We start from the raw sequence: 16,283 nt of genomic DNA, 5'->3' as shown, positions 1-16,283 counted from the left end.
GGACAACCAACAGAGGGAATCATGCGTGAGATTCTGATCGTCGGCGGCGGATACGCGGGCTTCTACACGGCATGGGGCCTTGAAAAGAAGCTGCGCACGGGCGAGGCAAGGGTCACGGTTGTCGACCCACGTCCGTACATGACCTACCAACCCTTCCTGCCGGAGGTAACGGCTGGATCGATCGAGGCACGTCACGCTGCCGTGTCGTTGCGACGGCACCTGCACAGCACCCGGCTGATCGCGGGGAACGTGACCGAGATCCGTAACGCGGACCGGACGGTCACCGTCCGGCCCGTCAGCGGAGCCGACTACGAACTCCGTTACGACATCCTGGTGGTCACTGCCGGCGCCGTGACCCGTACCTTCCCCATACCCGGGCTCGTGCAGCAGGCAATTGGCCTGAAGCACGTGGAGGAGGCGGTAGCCATCCGCGACCGGCTGATGACCGCGTTCGATCAGGCAGCGTCACTACCGCCTGGTCCCGAGCGCCAGAAGCTACTCACCGTCACCTTCGTGGGCGGTGGCTTCTCCGGCGTCGAGGGCTTCGGTGAACTGCTGTCGCTGGCGACTGCGATGCTCAAGTTCTATCCGGAACTGAGCATCGACGACTTGTCCTTCCACCTGATTGAGGTCCGAGGCCGAATCCTGCCCGAGGTGGGAGACGAGCCCGGTGCCTGGGTTGTGCGCTCACTGGAACGCCGAGGTGCTCATGTCCACCTGAACACGCAGCTCGTCTCCGTCGAAGACGGGCACGTCGTGCTCTCCAGTGGAGAGGAGTTCGATTCGTCGCTGATCGTCTGGACCGCAGGCAACGCCTCGAACCCCGTGGTGCACAATCACACGGATCTGCCCGTCGACGAGCGTGGTCTGGTCGTGGTCCGCCCCGATCTTCGCGTGGGCACCGACAGCGAGCCTGTGCCGGATGTGTGGGCGGCCGGCGACGATGCGGCTGTTCCCGATCTGGCCTCGTCCGTGCCGGGGGCGCACACGGTGCCGAACGCTCAGCACGCCGTGCGGCAAGGCAAGCACCTTGCAAAGAACATCGCAGCCAGCCTGCACGACGGGAGCATCCGAAGCTACCGTCACAGCAGCCTGGGAGTGGTGGCGACGCTGGGACTGGGGCGGGGCATCTTCCAGTACAAGAGGCTTGTCATCAAGGGGCTTCCCGCCTGGCTGATGCACCGGGGCTATCACGTGCTGGCCGTGCCCACCTGGGAACGGAAAGTCCGCGTCCTTGCCGTCTGGCTCACCGCGGCCCTGTTCGGGAGGGATCTCGTCTCCCTGGCCTCTGTGCAGCACCCCCGGGACGCGTTTGTCACAAGCGGTGATCCGCAGCGCGCCGGCGAGAGTCGGGCGAGCGACCACACGGCGGCATGAGCATGACGGAAGGCGCCAGCCGCTGACGGGCAGCGATGGGGCATGGACCGGCGCTCGGAGCCGCCAACCGGACGACCGGGTTCTATCGGCGCCATCGGCTCCCAGCCCGGCAGGGAGCTGACCGGGTCTTCTGGTCGGCGGGAATGCCGTGGCTACGGGAGCGGAAACGTACAGGTCCACGGAGACTCGGGTGAGCGAGGACGTGCCGTCGATCAAACGGTGGAACACGCTCGACCGGCTCCACCGCAAGATCGAGACTCATGCTGAGCGACGGCTTCATCAGCACCTGGGCCTGCAGTGTCGGCGACGGCTGAATCGTCCTGGACACCTGCGACGGCGTCGAGGTCGTCCGCCATGCCCGCAGCTGGGCCCGCCACCAGACCATCACCGACCCCGATCACGCGGCAGCTGCCGCCCGCAAGGCGACCGCCGGCACGAAACCAGCGCCGGTGGACGTCACGGAGGTCGAGGAACGGTCGCTGGACACCTACGACCGGATCTTCGGCGTCATCGACGTCGGACTGAGCACAGGCGAAGGGGCAGCGTGATGAGCACGAAGAACGGCACCACCCAGGCCAGGGCGATGGCTCCGAGGAACGCTGACCGCGATGGTTCTGATCATCCTGGCCATGGGACTGTGCGTTGCGGTGGTTCTGGGCACGTTTCAAGAGCCTTCGATCCTGTGGTCGGCGCGACCCGAGAGCAACCTCGTGCCCACGTCGGACAAGTCGGCTGCCAGTGCTTGGGCGACGTTGTCCGTGCTCCCGACGGATGTTCGCCTGGTTCGGCCCAAGCGCACGATGGCCAAATAGGGGACTGAAGAGACGTGCGTTCGGGCGAGGTGTTCATCCTTCTAGATGCTGCGCCGACAACAGCGATCACTTATAATGTTGTGGATCTCGTCATACCACTGTTGGGGAATTCGGGCGACACCTCACCCGCGCGTGACTCCGTCTGCCAGCTACGCCCGAGATGCGCGGTAATTCGTCCGGCATATAGGTGAATGCGTAGGCGCCCAGCCTCTGTCGCCGCCACTGAACACTGTCTTCGTCACAGTGTTCCCGTAGTCGCGGGACGGCAAAGCTTTGGTATGCTGATCACAGCGTTCCGGACGCCGTGCGACACCAACCTCGTGAATGGTGCTCGGAATGCGATGCCTGCGACAAGAGCCGCAGGCGGAGTGCTTGGGCGCCACGCGATCCCCCGACGAGTGGCGCCCGGGACATTGCCCCGCCGGGCGGCGGCTCACACAGGCCGGTTGGCGGACGGCGACCGCATATGCCCCTCGCCGGCCGGGGTACGTCTAGGAACGCTTGGCGCGGTAGAGGCCTCGGCCGATGCGCTGGACACGGGACGTACCGACGAGACGATCGAGTGTGCTGCGGACTGCGTTGATGCTTCCGCTGTCGGTGTCACGACCGAGAGCCGCGGCAACGTCACGGGCCCGCACGTCGACGTCGCCGACTTCGGCAAAGTACGCCATGATCTGCTCGGTGAGCTTGCCGTATTTCTTCGGTCCGTCCGTTTCGGTGCCGGCGGCAGCGGCGCGCTCTGCACCCTTGCCGCTCGCCGACTTCCGAGTCCGGGCGGACTTCGTTGTGCCGCTCGCAGGCTCGGAAGAGGCAATGTCTGTTCGCGGCTCGACGGGCGTCGCAGCCTGGGCCTGGTCCGGGGCCGCGGCAGTGCCCGGCGAGGCCGCATCGGCTGGGTTGAGCATCAGCGTCTCAAGGGCACTGAGGGCCCGCTGTACCGAGCCGAGATGTGCCACGACCGCAGCCAGTTCCCTTTCCAGCGCCTGCTTCTGGACCTGCAGGCGAGCCAGGTCGGCTTGAAGGCTCTCGGCGGTGATCTCAATGTTGCGCGCCGTGTGGGTTACAGAGACCATGTGTTCCTCTCATCCGGTGCCGCCCGATCTGGACGCGGGAACCGGTGTTCCTTGACATCATATGCAGTGTCCCATCCGGAATGTTGGTGTACCAGATGGGCCACACTGGTTCCCAAGACACGATGCGGGTGCCTCCCTCGGCGCCGGCGACCGTTTCCTTCGTGGTGTTACCGGCATCGTCGTGGGTGTAGCTGACCGAGGCTCCGTCCGCAGTGGTCAGCTTGCCCGGCACATCCGCGCCCGCGATGGTCCGGTACGCGGTCAGCGTCGAGGTGGCGCCGGTCGGCAGTTTCGCGCTGGTCGGGTTGGATCGGGCATCCCAGCCATACGCGGTGACGTTGCCCGGGGGCTGCCGACCCCTGTGGCGTCCACGGCGGTGGTCACGTTGTTGTACGTGCGGTTGAGCTGGAGCTGCTGGCCGACGCCGGCGACCTGGAAGTCGGTCGCGGTGAGCATCAGGTTGCCGGACGAGTAGTTGATGCGGGCCACCAGAGAATCGGTCAGCCGGCCGAGGAGATCTCGTACTACATCGCCTACTGCCCCGCCGAGACCACCCTCGACGAGTTGATCCGCATCGCCGGCAGCCGAGGGGCCATCGAGGAGTGCTTCCACAGTGCGAAGCAGGAGTGCGGCCTGGACGACTACCAAGTGCGCCGCTATCCCGGCCGGCACCGCCACATGACCCTGGCCATGGCCGCCCACGCATGCCTGAGCGTCCTGCGCGCCCGGGAACTCGATGCCGGGAAAGCAGAAACGGATCCTCCCAGCTCATCCACCTCAGCCTCACCGAGATCAGACGCCTGATCACCCCTCTCACCGACCGTCACCCCACCCCGGCCACCACATCCTGCACTGGTCAACCCGGCGCCGAAGACGACAACATCAAACACGCATCAGCCACTACAAGCGACGCGGACACAGCCCCTGAAAGCTGCCCAGCACTCAGAACAAACACCGTTGCAATATTGGGCCACGACCGCACACATGGTTGCACCGTTCGTCAGGTCAACACAGCAAAGTGTGAGACAGTCATCCATGCCGGTCAACAACGAGCGCGGCTCGGTTTGGCCCGGTCACGAATGTGCCGGGCAAACCGGACATGCTGAGCCGCGCGGACGGACGACCCGCCCGCGCGAGTGGCATAACACATGGTCAGACGCCCTCTTGTCCGGTGCTTCCTGTCTTTTCCTCTGCTGCGGGCGGCACCCACGGCTGGTCAGCGGTCTCACGCAGCCCGGTGCGGGTGCCTGCCCGCAGAGGGATGTCGCAACGTCTGCGCCTGTCCGGTCTAGCTGACGCGTCGACAGAAAATGAGGTCACCGTGCGGGAGTTCCTGTGTTGTCGGGCGCCTCTGCCCGGCAGAGCGCTTCGAGAGGCGGCACCACGCCGGGCAGCTGGACGTCAGGCTTCGGCCGGTGAGCCAAGGCTTGCCCCGAGCCTGTCCTCTTCGCGTACTGCCACCTGTCGGCCTGTGTGGCTGCGTCACATCGTCCAGCCGTGTGCCGCAAGGCAGTTGTGCGGGCCGGCTCCGGAACCTGGCCACGGCCACTCACCGCCGCAGAGCATGTCCCCGAAGGACTTGACCCGTACCCGCTTCACGGCCCGGCCGAGTGGTGCGCTACGACCACCAGGTCGCCGTCATCAGCCTCGACATCGCCGGCCCTCACGTCGTACAGGTCTGGATCACCCTCAACCCCGACAAACTCCGCACCTGGAACCAACCCGGCCTCACACATCCCTGATCCATCCCGCCCGAGCCGCAGCGTCCGCGGACGCTGCGGCTCGGGCCGTGACATTGCGGTGGTCTTCCTGCCGGCGGCCGAACGGTCGCATGCGAGTCGGCAGAAGGTCGAAGCGGTGGGACCCGGCGGGCCTGCGGCCGGCAGGCGCCCACCGGTGGGTGGGGCTCGAAGACGGCGTGCGACACGGTTCCCGGCGCAGCACCCAAGGTGAGGCTTTTGCTGGATCTTCCTTACGAGGGTCATGCTCATCTGCGTCGCGGTTGCGGTGCGTTCCTCAGGCGCCGGGTGCCGTGGTGTGGCGAGAGCCTGAGTCGATGAACGCGGCGATCTTGCTCGGGTTGAAGACCCACATCAACTTGTGGATACCTTCCTTCGAGGCGGTCATCGTCATGAAGGCGATGGGTTGGCCATCTTGGTAGAGCATCACGCTCGCACAGCCGTTGGCGTCGACCAACCTGGGCTCCGCATCCCGCCAGAGCTTCTGATAGGTCGCCATCTTGGCCACACGTGCACGGCCAGTCACGGGTATACGAGAGCAGCCCCGCATACCGTTGCCGTCGGACAGACTGACGGTATCGGGGGTGAGAAGAGCCTCCAGCGAGGCGACATCTCCCCTCTGCGCTGCCGAGACGAAGGCATCGAGGAGCCGTCGGTGCTCCACCGTGTCCACGGTCTCCCGCTGGTCGGCCGCGAGATGTTTGCGAGCCCGGCTCACGACCTTGCGTACGTTGACGATGCTGAGCTGAAGAATTTCCGCAATTTCGGGGTAGCCGTAGTCGAACGCCTCCCTCAACACATATGCGGCCCGCTCCATGGGATTCAGCTTCTCCAGTACGAGAAGCAAAGCAAATTCCAGGGCTTCCGCCCGCTGGGCACCCACCTCGGGATCGTTGCTCGTGTCAACGGGCTCGGGCAACCAAGGGCCGATGTAGGTCTCGCGGCGCACACGCGCGGACTGCGCCACGTTGATGGCCAGCCGGGTAGTGGTGCTGGACAGAAATGCCACGGGGCTGATCACTACCGAGCGGTCGGTCTTCTGCCAGCGCAACCAGACTTCCTGAACCACGTCTTCCGCCTCGACCGCGCTTCCCAGCATGCGGTATGCGATGCCGAAGAGGCGTGGACGGAGCTCCACGAAAACAGCAACGGCCTCGTCCAAGGTGCTCTCCGTGGGGGGCGTTTCGGGATGCATGATCCTGCTGTCTCCGTTCGTCCGAGTGCTGCTGCTGTTGACGAAGTGCGATCATGTGGCGGCAGCGCGAAGGCCGGCTCTGCCGCTCGGCTCTTGAGCAAGAGCGTTCCGGCCGGGCTTGTGCTCCACGGTGTGATGCCGGGCTGCCGCAAGGGCTGAGGTCACTGAACGTCACGGCTGCTCCAATCGCGTCCGCTTCATTGACCGGATGGGTCCCCGCTCTGTGACAGGTTTGCCGTGCCAATTGCCGGCAGCGTTCGGAACGCAGTCCTCGCCGGGTGTCATCCCATGCTCTTCGCCCTTTTCATGGGGGTAACGACAGGGAAGGTCTCCGGGCTCATCGCAGAAAGAGGATGTAGTCGGGGTCTGTCGGTTTTCGAGGGCGTCCTTCTTGATCGTGGCGAAGAGCCGGCCGGCATGGCGCGCACTGCCTGCTGCTCCCCGGACCCGCTGTAACCGGCCACGGGGGCACACCACTTGACCCGATCCCACAGGGTGTCACCGACCGCGGTACACGCGTCGTCGTGGGCCTCATGTCCATGAGATACGGACCGCCGATGGGTGTCATTCCCCGGGCACTCTGCCCGAGTTGTTGGGTGTCGTCGGCGGGTCGAGAGGATCGCCGGGTTGGTTCCAGGTGCGGAGTTTGTCGGGGTTGAGGATGATCCAGACCTGTACGACGTGGGGGCCGGCGATGTCGAGGCTGATGACGGCGGCGACCTGGTGGTCGTAGCGCACCACCAGGCCCGTCCGTCCGTTGACGGAGTGGGTGTGCAGGGCGGTGCGCGGCTGCCGGGTCAGCAGGGTCAGCAGGCTGTGGGCGACCTGGGTGTTGCCGTGCACCGGTTTGACCAGGGCCCTGACCTTGCCGCCGCCGTCGAAGAAGGCCGTGACGTCGGGTGCGAGCAGGGACGCCAGGAGTGTCTCGTCCTCCATCGCGCAGGCCTGGCATACCGCGTGGGCCACCCCGTCGTGCTGCTGGGGCGGCGTGGGCCGCGCACGCCGGTCCCTGAGACTGCGGCGGGCACGGTCGGCCAGCTCGGCGCATTCCGGCTCGGTCTGCCGGACGATGTCGGCGACCGCACCCGGCGCCATCCCGAAGACGTCGTTGAGGACGAACGCCGCCCGCTCGGCCGGAGACAGCGAATCCAGTGCCTCCAGCAGTACCGAGCTGATCTCCTCCTGCAGCAGACCGTCCCGCTCCGACCCGGCCTGACCGTTCAGCCCCTGGCCCGCACGGTCCTTGTCCCGCTCGGGCAGCGCGAGGCGGGCCAGGCAGATACTGCCGGCGACTTTCGCCAGCCAGGAACGCGGCGCCGTGATCTCCTTCCGCGCCGGATCGGACAGCTCGTACCACCGCCGGTAGGTCTCGTCAATGACGCTCTCTGCCGCACTGCTGCTGCCCAGCATCCAGTAGGCGACATCCAGCAGATGCCGCCGCTCATCGAGTAGCTCCGCGATCGGCACCGCGTCATCGGCATGGTCCATATGGCGTCCTCCCTCTCACACAGCACCCACAACACGACCCGGCGCCTCGTCATCAGGACGCTTGTCTCCACGTCCTGGTGCTCGAGGATGGCGATGCAACCGGCCGCGGTGAAGTCTTCGCGTACGGCGTTCTCTCTCCGTCCGCTCGACTATGGAGACCGGACAGGCGTAGATCTTGTGACACCAGCCGACCGGGACCGGCAGCAACCACCGGCTCTGTGTCACACATACGCCGGCCACTCGGTCTCACTTGCGAGGACCGTGATGCGTCCCATACGGCACGAGACTGATTGCCGGTGAAATGAATGGCCTGTACCGGAAAGGGAATCCGAACAGTCTTTTCTTCATGGGCCGGCTGGCCATAAGGAGGACAGCAGCTCATGAACCCTGTCCTTGGAGTACAGCCGTGAACAATTGCGTCCGCATCGGCCTCTTCGTTGTGCCGGTCGTCGTCTACGTCGTGGCCAGCCAGGAACGACTGCACATCCTCACCGCGCACGAGCAGTCCACGCCTCTCACCGCCGTCCCGGCGGGAAGCGAGCAGAGCCTGGAGGGCGGGCCCACCAGAGCACAGCGGCTGAGAGCCAGGCTCAGCCGCGGCTTCCACGGGGAAGGAACCCAGATCCCCAAACCCACCGAGCAGGAGTACAAGGAGATCAGCAGCCTGCACTGACGGTGGCACATCGGCGGGTGAACAAAAAACTCTTCATCAGCTTATGTCGCATATTCGGCTGATGGCCTGTCACAAGGGTGAAAGCACAACACAGCCCCTGCCAGCATAGGAGAGCAATCGTGAATAGCCCCGTTCTTGAGCCTGCCGGGCAGAAGATCGCGGAGGCGACGGCCAACCCGCCTTTCTTGTACGAGCTTGGTCCCGAGGGTGCTCGGAAGGTTCTCGACGAGCTGCAGGCGGCGCCCATCGAGAAGCCCGACGTGCAGGACAAGTGGATCACGGTGCCCGCCGAGGTCGGCGATGTCCGGGTCCGCATCGTCAAGCCCGTCGATGCTCAGGGCCCCCTGCCGGTCGTCCTCTATGTGCACGGCGGAGGCTGGGTCCTCGGCAACGCCGGTACTCATGATCGCCTGGTGCGAGAGCTGGCCGTCGGCGCGGACGCTGCCGTGGTGTTCGTCGAGTACGACCATTCCCCTGAGGCCAAGTACCCGGTTGCCATCGAGCAGGCGTACGCGACGGCGCGGTGGCTCACGGCGAACGGTGCCCAGGAAGGCCTGGACGCCTCTCGCATGGCTGTGGCCGGTGACTCCGTCGGCGGCAACATGACCGCGGCGCTGACCATCATGGCCAAGCAGCGTGGCGATGTGTCCTTCGTGCACCAGTCGCTGTACTACCCGGTCACGGATGCCGCCCAGGACACCGACAGCTACCGGGAGTTCGCGGACGGCCCCCACCTGACCGCGAAGGGCATGGCCTGGTTCTGGGACTGCTACACCACCGACCCCGCACAGCGGGCCGAGATCACCGCTTCGCCGCTGCGGGCCGGCCTCGGGGACCTGGAAGGGCTGCCGCCCGCGCTCGTCATCGTCGACGAGAACGACGTGCTCCGGGACGAGGGTGAGGCGTACGCCCGCAAGCTGACACAGGCCGGCGTTCCCACCACCAGCATTCGCTACAACGGCGTCCTGCACGACTTCCTGATGCTGAACGCCGTCCGCTCCACGCAGGCCGCCACTGCCGCGATGCAGCAGGCCATTCACACTCTGCGCACCGCACTCGGCACCAACTGACACACAGCCGGCGGCAGCCGGACTGACCTCACCGGGCAGCGTTGCGCATCTCAGCCTGCGGCCACGCTGTGTCCCGCTCTGCGCCCACGGCCCGTCTTCACCTGACTCGGTATGCGTTCCATCCGGACACGGCTGGACCCGAACCTTCTTCGAAAGGCCTCGTCATGAACCATCGTTCTCTCTACCGACGTGCCCGCACCCCGCTTTCCCTCATGGCCACGGCAACCGTCGCCGCCGCTCTCCTCGCCACCTCGATCGCCCCGGCGAGCGCCGGCAAGGGTTCCTCCTCGCACAGCCGCAAGCCGACCGTGATCCTCGTCCATGGTGCATTCGCCGACTCCACCAGCTGGAACGGTGTCGTGAAGAAACTGAAGCAGAAGGGCTACCCGGTGGTGGCCGCAGCCAATCCGCTGCGCGGGCTGACCAGCGACGCCGCCTACCTCAAGGACCTCCTGGCCGGCATCGACGGGCACGTCGTACTGGCCGGCCACTCCTACGGTGGATCGGTCATCAGCAATGCCGCCCATGGTGCCGAGAACGTCAGGGCACTGGTCTACATCGCCGCTTTCCTCCCCGAGAAGGGGGAGAGCGCTGTTGAGCTGTCGGGCAAGTTCCCCGGCAGCACGCTGGGCGAAGCCCTGCGCCCCGTCCCGATCACCCTGCCCGACGGCTCCCAGGGCGCGGATCTCTACATCGACCAGGCCAAGTTCCACGACCAGTTCGCCGCGGACGTCTCCGAGAACACCACCGACATCATGGCGGTCACCCAGCGGCCCGTGACCAGCGTCGCTCTGGAGGAAGGCGCCTCGGAGCCCGCCTGGAAGACCATCCCGTCCTGGGTCCTGGTGGCCACCGAGGACCTCAACATCCCCCCGAAGGCTCAGACGTTCATGGCCGAGCGCGCCAAGGCCCACACGGTGGAAGTCCGTGCATCGCACGCCGTGAGCGTGTCCCGCCCCGATGACGTCACCCGGATCATTCAGGAGGCCGCGCGGTCGGTCCACTGATCCGTCGGCTCTCTGAGGGCGGGGTGGCTGTGTGGCCACCCCGCCCTCGCGCTTGGCCGCCTGCAGGCATGCGCCGGAGAGTAGGCAGGCTGACCCTGCGCAGGGCCTTGAAGGTCACTTTCAGCAGGGCGTTGGCACGTTCGGCGAAACCGTGGACGCCGCAATCACCGTGTTGAACGTCCTTTCCTGCCCTGCGAGTTCGCCGCCCTTGGACTTCTTGACCGGGTGGCGGAGGTCGTCACCGGCGTTCTCGTAGCCCAGGCCGGCCAGAGATGATCACCGCCTCATGGACGACCGGCGGCGAAGCTTACGGGCAGGATCCGCAGCTGCGTGCGGCGCTGCACAGGCGCCGGAACGGCTGAGCGCGTATCCAGGAGTTCTAACGGGAGATGGCGCCGCTGGCAGCGCGAGGCGTTGACACGGTCTTCGCCGGGGGTTGGATCGAGGCTGTCAACAACGTCTGTCCCGCCCGGCGAGGTTGTGGTCAGTATGCGCCCGCCCACCATTTTCGCCCACGCGTCGGCCTCCGAGTGTCGGCGACTACGCGGCCTGCTGCGCGGCCGGGGCGAGGGTTGTGCGCGCGGTGATGGTGCTGCTGTCCCTGCACGGTCTGCCGCCCGCGCAGATCGCCATGCTGCTGGAGCGTGTCCCGGTCACCGTGCGGCACTGGATCGGCCGCTTCCACACCTGCGGAGTGGCCGGCCTTGCCGATCACCCCCGCTGTGGGCGGCCGAGGATGGGCGGCAACCGACTGCGCGCGCGGAGCACCGCGCTGCTCAAACAGCCCGAGCCGTGGACCGTACCCAGGCTGTATCGGTACCTGGGCTGGTCGCACCTGAGCCGGTGCACGCTGTACCGCCGGGTACGACAGGTGGCCGTCTGGCGGCGGCCCAAGCTGATGGCCCGCGGTGATTCGGCCCGGCCCGCGGTGGTGGCCGCGATCTCCGGACGGGTGCGGCTGCTGCCGACCGGAGCGGTGGTGTGGGCCGACGACGAGACGCATCTGCACCTGCTGCCACACGTCCGCTCCAGCTCGACGCCGCCCGGCCGGCGGCCGCAAATCCCCACTCCGGGCAAGAACCGCCAGATCACCGTGCTGGGAGCGCCGGAGACCACCACCGGCACTTTCCGCCACCGGCTCGGCCGACACCGTGCCGCCGACTTCCTCACCCTGCTGCGCCAACTGGTGGCAGCCTTCCCCAATGCCCCGGCGGTCGTGGTGATCTGCGACAACGACCCGCCTGGCACCGGCAGAGCGCTGGAAACGGTGCGAAGGGCCCGCGCTACCACGATGGGCCCCGCGGTTACGGGGTCGGGTGGTCGTGCACCGGCGACCGGTCGGCGTGGGCGCCGTGCAGCCGGTGGGTGAGCACCCGGCGGTGTCCGAGAAGCAGATCCCGTACGACCGGTGCCAGGACGGCCCCGAGCATGAGGGCCAGAAGACAGACCCACAGGAAGCCGGACTGTCCGGCGCCCAGAGCTGGGCCGAAGTGGTGGGCCGGGTTGAGGCTGCCGCCGGTGCTCGTGCCCAGCAGGGCGATGGACAGGCAGATGAGGAAGCCCACCAGACAGGGGATGAAGCGTGTCAGCCAGTGCACCGACAGAACAGCCCCACGAGGAGCACGGGGAAGCCCATCGACGCCGTCTCCGCCAGGAAGAGCCCCCGTGGCCGACCAGTCGGGGCGGCTGCAGGGCGGCGTAGGCCACCGGAGGAGCGCGCGTGACACTGCCCCACTGCCCCACATGCCCCGCGCCGCGAGCACGCCGAACAGCAGGACGAAGGTCAGTAGGAACTCCTGGGCACTGTGCCGGAAGACCGAGGAGGGCGCGGTGGGGTCGATCATGAGGTGCTCCTGATCTGCCGTGCGCGGATTCCCTGGATCAGAGGACGAAGCAGGTGCCGAAGATCTCGGTGGGTTCTTCGGGGGCGTATCCGCGCTGGGCGCGCCACTGGCGGTGCTGCTCGGATTCGGCGACGGCCTGACCGAGGAGTTCGGCCTGGCGGGCGCCGGAGATGCTGGGCTTGACGGTGGCCTGGTAGCCGCCGAAGTGGGCGGCTGGGCTCCATTTTGCGGGCGTCAGCAGCGACTCGATGCGTGGGATGTCCTGCTCCGGCACGGAGAGGAAGTCTGAGAGAGGACGGCCAGGTCGCCGTAGTAGCCCGGGCGTAGGACGCCCTTGATGTCGTCCTCGCCGGTCAGCTTCGCGGTTCCAACGGTGCGCTGTGTCCGCTGCCCGGGACATGAGGCCGCGGTGGGCCGACTGGTGTGGGCTCATCGGCCTCGTCGGCGCTTCCGCCCGGAAGGCCGGCAGGCGGGTGGCCGGAGGGTGTCCGACCCCCGCCTGTCGAGTTCGGGTGGATCAGCCGGCGGCGTTGTCGCCGATGAACTTCTTTGCGTAGACGACACCGAGGCCGTAGCCGCCGTCGTGTGCCTTGGCGATGTCCAGGACGGCGTCGTAGGTCTCGCCGCGGGCCCAGTCACGCTGCAGCTCCAGCAGGACCGGGAGCCAGTCGACGGTGTGGGCGCCGGCCGTGGCCATGCGCTGGATGGCGTGCGCGTGGGCCTCGGGGGTCAGACCCCCGCAGGCGTCGGCGATCGACGTACACCTCGTAGCCCTGGGCAAGCGCGGAGAGAGCGGGCAATGCGACGCACACCTCGGTCCACAGGCCGGACAGTACGATCTTCTTGCGGCCGGTGGCCTTGATCGCCTCGATGAAGGCGCTGTCCTCCCAGGGATTCATCGTGGTGCGGTCGATGACCGGCTGCTTGGGGAAGACCTCGGCGAGCTGAGGAAGAAGGGGACCGGAGAAGGTTTCTGCCGCAACGGTGCTCAGGATGACCGGGACGTTGAATGCCTTGGCGGTCTTGGCCAGTCCGACGGTGGCGTTGACGATCGCCGTCCGGTCGCCGCTGCCGACACCGAAGAACATCTGCGGCTGGTGGTCGACGAACACGAACACCGAGTTGTACGGGGTCAGCAGGTTCGGGCTCGGGGTGGGCGTGGCCACGATCTCGGCGTCGGGAAGCTCGCGATTCAGATCCATGCGAATGTCTCGATTCTTGATGTTGGCGGATGACGCACACTCAGCGCGTCACTTGTTCGTGCAAGGTTGACCGGACGGAGCAGGATGGTGTGACACGCTTTGACAGTGGTCCGGCTCGAGTCGGCTCTGCATGCAGCTGGGACACCAGTGGATCAACGACAAGGAGCCCAACCGGCGCCGAGGTGGCGAAGCTTCTCTGGATCAGGGAGCAGACCGTCTGTGTCTGGCGCCACCGCCGGGCCACGGAGCCGCTGGGCGAGGCGACCTCCCGTACCTGGGACCGGACGAGGATCTCTGGGATGCGCGCTTCACTCACTATCTGCCTGAGGACCCAAGTCGGACTCTTGCCACCTTCGGCGCCGGACCTGCCATAGGGCTGTCACTCGCACGCCACTTCGAGCGTAAAGGCTTCCGTATCGCACGCCGTCGCGGCCATCACCGAGAAGTACGGCCGCATCGACGCCGTGGAGTTCAGTCCGGTCGGCGGCAATATGGGCGACGGCATCGAGCCCGTGCTGGATGTGGACCCGGAAAACCTCCAGCTGGTCCTCGACCGCTTCTGGCTGTCGGGCGTCACCCTGGTGCGGGCCGTGCTCCCGGGCATGGCGAGCGCGGTGACGGCGCGATCCTGTTCATCGCGTGCCAGCCCGGTATTCACCCCAACCTCAACACCGTTCTCGCCGACAAGGGTGTCTACGTCGGCGCGCTGATCGAGGGCGGCGTGCCGCACCAGGCCAGCGGCTCGGCGCCCGGGCCGCTGGAGGTCGAGCCCGACTGTAAATGAGCACGGTGGCAACTGCGTTGGGCTCGGTCGGCCACCGGCCCGAACGCCTCCCCGGCGGGCGCCGGCGAGGCGGGGGCGGCATCGCTCACCGCGAAGCCGAGGATCTGGCGAGTGGGTCCGCAGCGGCATCCACCGCCGTCTTCCCCCGGCCCGGACCGAGTTGCTCTGTCGAGGCCTCGTCTCGGTGTTCTTCACCGTGGTCGGCATCGGAGAGGCCCGCGGAACGGGGTATCTGCTGCAGTGCGTTGGACACGGCCCGCATGTGGTCATCGAGCTCTGCGAGCGCTCGGCGCAGTTCGGTGGCACGGGTCTCGAGCTCGGTGGCCTCGGCGGTCAGCGACACAACGGTGGCGGTGACCGCGCGACGGTTCTCAGATGCTGGGATCATCACGTGTCCTACTTCGGTAGAGACCTGAAGAAATCGGGCCGGCGTGGCGGACACAGGTGATCGATGCCCGATGCCCGATGCCCGATGGGCCGGTATCCGTCCCGATTTCAGGCAGTAGCCGTCTGGTCCGTCTGTACCGCCGAGATGTCGAGGATCAGCTTCACCTTGTCGCTGACCAGGACGCCCCCCGTTTCCAGCGCCGTGTTCCAGGTGAGTCCCCAGTCGGAGCGCTGCAGGGTGGCTGTGCCCTCGAAACCGACCCGGTGGTGCCCGTAGGCGTCGCGGCTGGCTCCGCCGAATTCGAGATCGATGGTGATGGGCAGTTCGACATCCTTGATCTTGAGGTTTCCGCTCAGCCGGAACTCGTCACTACCCGCATCGACGATTCCGGTGGAGCGGAACGTCATCAGGGGGAACATCGAAGAGTTGAAGAAGTCAGGGCCCGTAAGGTGCGTGTCCCGCTCCCGAATGCCCGTGTCCAGGCTTTCGGTCTGGACGCTCACATAGGCCTCGGACCGGGAGGGCTGGGACCCGTCGAGCTTGAGAAGGCCTTCGAAGGAGTCGAACTTCCCACGCACATTGGAGATCATGGCGTGCCGGACGGAGAAACCGATCATGCTGTGGACCGGGTCAATGGTGTACGAACCGGTGAGTGCTTCATACGGGTCGGTGCTGGGAACAGTGCTCTGGTTGCGGTTTGTGAGCATGGCGAACTCTTTCCTTCGTGGTGTGGATTACGGATGGGGTGGAATTCCGGCACGGCTCGTAATAGGGCGCACCGCGGCATGTTCGTGCGGCGAAGGGAACGACCGGCCGCCGGGGGTGCGGGGTGGCCCCTGAGGCCAGGGGCCACCCCGACCACTCACTTCTGCTGCGCGAGCCAGTCGGCGAAACGGGTCTCAGCGATGCGCGCGTCCGGGCCGGGAAGGAGGGTGGTCTCCTTCACCTCGGCACCGGAGTACGGGGCGTGCGGGTCCGTCACGACCGTGCGGGGGTCCTGCTTGGCGGCGAGCGCCTTGCGGATGAGCTCGTCCAGCTGGAACGTGTCGGGGCCGGCAACCTCCACCAGGCCGTTGAGGGGCGTGCCGACGGCCGTGCGGCCCACGGCGGCGGCCACGTCGCCGGAGTAGATGGGCTGGATCTTGACGGGGGCCAGACGCACGGTGTCGCCCTCGGTCGACATGGCCGCGATCCCCTTCATGAACTCGAAGAACTGGGTGGCGTGGACGATGGAATAGGGGATGCCGGACGCCTTGATCAGCTCTTCCTGGACCTGCTTGGCGCGGAAGTACCCGCTCTCCTGGAGGCGCTCGGTGCCGACCACGGACAGCGCCACGTGGTGCGTCACGCCGGCCTCGGCCTCCGCCTTCAGGAGGTTGGTCGTGGAAGTGCGGAAGAACTCCATGACGGGCTCGTCCTCGAACGAGGGGGAGTTCGACACGTCGACCACGACCGAAGCGCCCTGCAGAACCTCGGCCAGGCCCTCACCCGTCAGCGTGTTGACGCCGGTGTTGGGGGCGGCCGGCACTGCTTCGTGGCCGTGCTCGTTGAGCTTTTCGACCAGCTGCGAGCCGATAAGGCCGGTACCGCCGATGACTACGACCTTCATGATGGGGATCCTCTCGGAGGTT

At 66.7% G+C, this 16,283-nt stretch carries 14 protein-coding genes and 5 pseudogenes; 7 read left to right on the top strand and 12 right to left on the bottom strand.

Annotated features, from left to right (window positions below; all coding sequences use genetic code 11):
* The first annotated feature begins 21 nt into the window (after positions 1 to 21).
* Entirely contained in the window at positions 22 to 1,377 is a 1,356-nt protein-coding gene (locus tag QQY66_RS02005) for an NAD(P)/FAD-dependent oxidoreductase (RefSeq protein WP_301977272.1), read from the top strand.
* A gap of 1,303 nt (positions 1,378 to 2,680) precedes the next feature.
* On the opposite strand, the gene QQY66_RS02000 is transcribed toward QQY66_RS02005, so the two are convergent.
* Both QQY66_RS02000 and QQY66_RS50200 read right to left on the bottom strand, forming a co-directional pair.
* Positions 2,681 to 3,262 carry a hypothetical protein gene (locus QQY66_RS02000; protein WP_301977271.1) on the bottom strand — a complete coding sequence of 194 codons (582 nt, stop codon included), beginning with the start codon at positions 3,260 to 3,262 and terminating at the stop codon, positions 2,681 to 2,683.
* Positions 3,263 to 3,523: 261 nt separating this feature from the next.
* Complete coding sequence (locus tag QQY66_RS50200) at positions 3,524 to 3,718, bottom strand: hypothetical protein (protein WP_367667072.1); 195 nt, start codon at positions 3,716 to 3,718, stop codon at positions 3,524 to 3,526.
* Between the two features lie 45 nt (positions 3,719 to 3,763).
* On the opposite strand from QQY66_RS50200, the pseudogene QQY66_RS01990 reads away from it, so the two are divergent.
* Both QQY66_RS01990 and QQY66_RS01985 read left to right on the top strand, forming a co-directional pair.
* Positions 3,764 to 4,066 (top strand): annotated as a pseudogene (locus QQY66_RS01990) (IS701 family transposase); the annotation flags it as partial.
* Positions 4,067 to 4,872: 806 nt separating this feature from the next.
* On the top strand, positions 4,873 to 5,004 hold the full coding sequence (locus QQY66_RS01985) for a hypothetical protein (RefSeq protein ID WP_367666957.1): 132 nt from the start codon (positions 4,873 to 4,875) through the stop codon (positions 5,002 to 5,004).
* A gap of 274 nt (positions 5,005 to 5,278) precedes the next feature.
* On the opposite strand, the gene QQY66_RS01980 is transcribed toward QQY66_RS01985, so the two are convergent.
* Together QQY66_RS01980 and QQY66_RS01975 are read right to left on the bottom strand one after the other, a co-directional pair.
* Positions 5,279 to 6,196, bottom strand: a complete 918-nt coding sequence (locus QQY66_RS01980; protein ID WP_301977270.1) for a sigma-70 family RNA polymerase sigma factor — start codon at positions 6,194 to 6,196, stop codon at positions 5,279 to 5,281.
* Positions 6,197 to 6,760: 564 nt separating this feature from the next.
* The gene (locus tag QQY66_RS01975; RefSeq protein ID WP_301977269.1) at positions 6,761 to 7,684 is read right to left on the bottom strand and encodes an RNA polymerase subunit sigma; all 924 of its coding nucleotides are present in this window, start codon (positions 7,682 to 7,684) and stop codon (positions 6,761 to 6,763) included.
* 406 nt (positions 7,685 to 8,090) lie between these two features.
* Between QQY66_RS01975 and QQY66_RS01970 the strand changes: the two genes are divergently transcribed.
* From QQY66_RS01970 to QQY66_RS01960, 3 genes are all read left to right on the top strand, one after another.
* Entirely contained in the window at positions 8,091 to 8,357 is a 267-nt protein-coding gene (locus QQY66_RS01970; RefSeq protein WP_301977268.1) for a hypothetical protein, read from the top strand.
* A gap of 119 nt (positions 8,358 to 8,476) precedes the next feature.
* Positions 8,477 to 9,427: an alpha/beta hydrolase gene (locus QQY66_RS01965; protein WP_301977267.1), complete on the top strand. Its 951-nt coding sequence runs from the start codon at positions 8,477 to 8,479 to the stop codon at positions 9,425 to 9,427.
* A 212-nt stretch (positions 9,428 to 9,639) separates the two neighbouring features.
* Entirely contained in the window at positions 9,640 to 10,434 is a 795-nt protein-coding gene (locus tag QQY66_RS01960) for an alpha/beta fold hydrolase (protein WP_301977266.1), read from the top strand.
* 85 nt (positions 10,435 to 10,519) lie between these two features.
* On the opposite strand, the pseudogene QQY66_RS01955 reads toward QQY66_RS01960, so the two are convergent.
* Positions 10,520 to 10,692, bottom strand: a pseudogene (locus tag QQY66_RS01955) (transposase family protein); the annotation flags it as partial.
* Between the two features lie 231 nt (positions 10,693 to 10,923).
* Here QQY66_RS01955 and QQY66_RS01950 point away from each other — a divergent pair.
* Positions 10,924 to 11,671 (top strand): annotated as a pseudogene (locus tag QQY66_RS01950) (helix-turn-helix domain-containing protein); the annotation flags it as partial.
* Positions 11,672 to 11,738: 67 nt separating this feature from the next.
* Here QQY66_RS01950 and QQY66_RS01945 read toward each other — a convergent pair.
* The 7 genes and pseudogenes from QQY66_RS01945 to QQY66_RS01915 form a co-directional block, all read right to left on the bottom strand.
* Positions 11,739 to 12,278: an aquaporin gene (locus tag QQY66_RS01945; protein WP_301977264.1), complete on the bottom strand. Its 540-nt coding sequence runs from the start codon at positions 12,276 to 12,278 to the stop codon at positions 11,739 to 11,741.
* A gap of 37 nt (positions 12,279 to 12,315) precedes the next feature.
* Positions 12,316 to 12,653: pseudogene (locus tag QQY66_RS01940) on the bottom strand (amidohydrolase family protein); the annotation flags it as partial.
* Between the two features lie 142 nt (positions 12,654 to 12,795).
* Positions 12,796 to 13,480, bottom strand: a pseudogene (locus QQY66_RS01935) (hydrolase).
* Between the two features lie 379 nt (positions 13,481 to 13,859).
* A complete protein-coding gene (locus tag QQY66_RS01930; protein ID WP_301977263.1) occupies positions 13,860 to 14,210 on the bottom strand; it encodes a hypothetical protein in 351 nt (116 codons plus the stop codon).
* Between the two features lie 139 nt (positions 14,211 to 14,349).
* The gene (locus QQY66_RS01925; RefSeq protein ID WP_301977261.1) at positions 14,350 to 14,652 is read right to left on the bottom strand and encodes a hypothetical protein; all 303 of its coding nucleotides are present in this window, start codon (positions 14,650 to 14,652) and stop codon (positions 14,350 to 14,352) included.
* A 107-nt stretch (positions 14,653 to 14,759) separates the two neighbouring features.
* Positions 14,760 to 15,359: a YceI family protein gene (locus QQY66_RS01920; protein WP_301977260.1), complete on the bottom strand. Its 600-nt coding sequence runs from the start codon at positions 15,357 to 15,359 to the stop codon at positions 14,760 to 14,762.
* 155 nt (positions 15,360 to 15,514) lie between these two features.
* A complete protein-coding gene (locus tag QQY66_RS01915; protein WP_301977259.1) occupies positions 15,515 to 16,261 on the bottom strand; it encodes an SDR family oxidoreductase in 747 nt (248 codons plus the stop codon).
* Positions 16,262 to 16,283 lie beyond the last annotated feature (22 nt).

This window comes from Streptomyces sp. DG2A-72, from assembly GCF_030499575.1.
Classification (GTDB): Bacteria; Actinomycetota; Actinomycetes; order Streptomycetales; family Streptomycetaceae; genus Streptomyces.
This window is presented reverse-complemented; position numbering and strand designations above follow the sequence as displayed.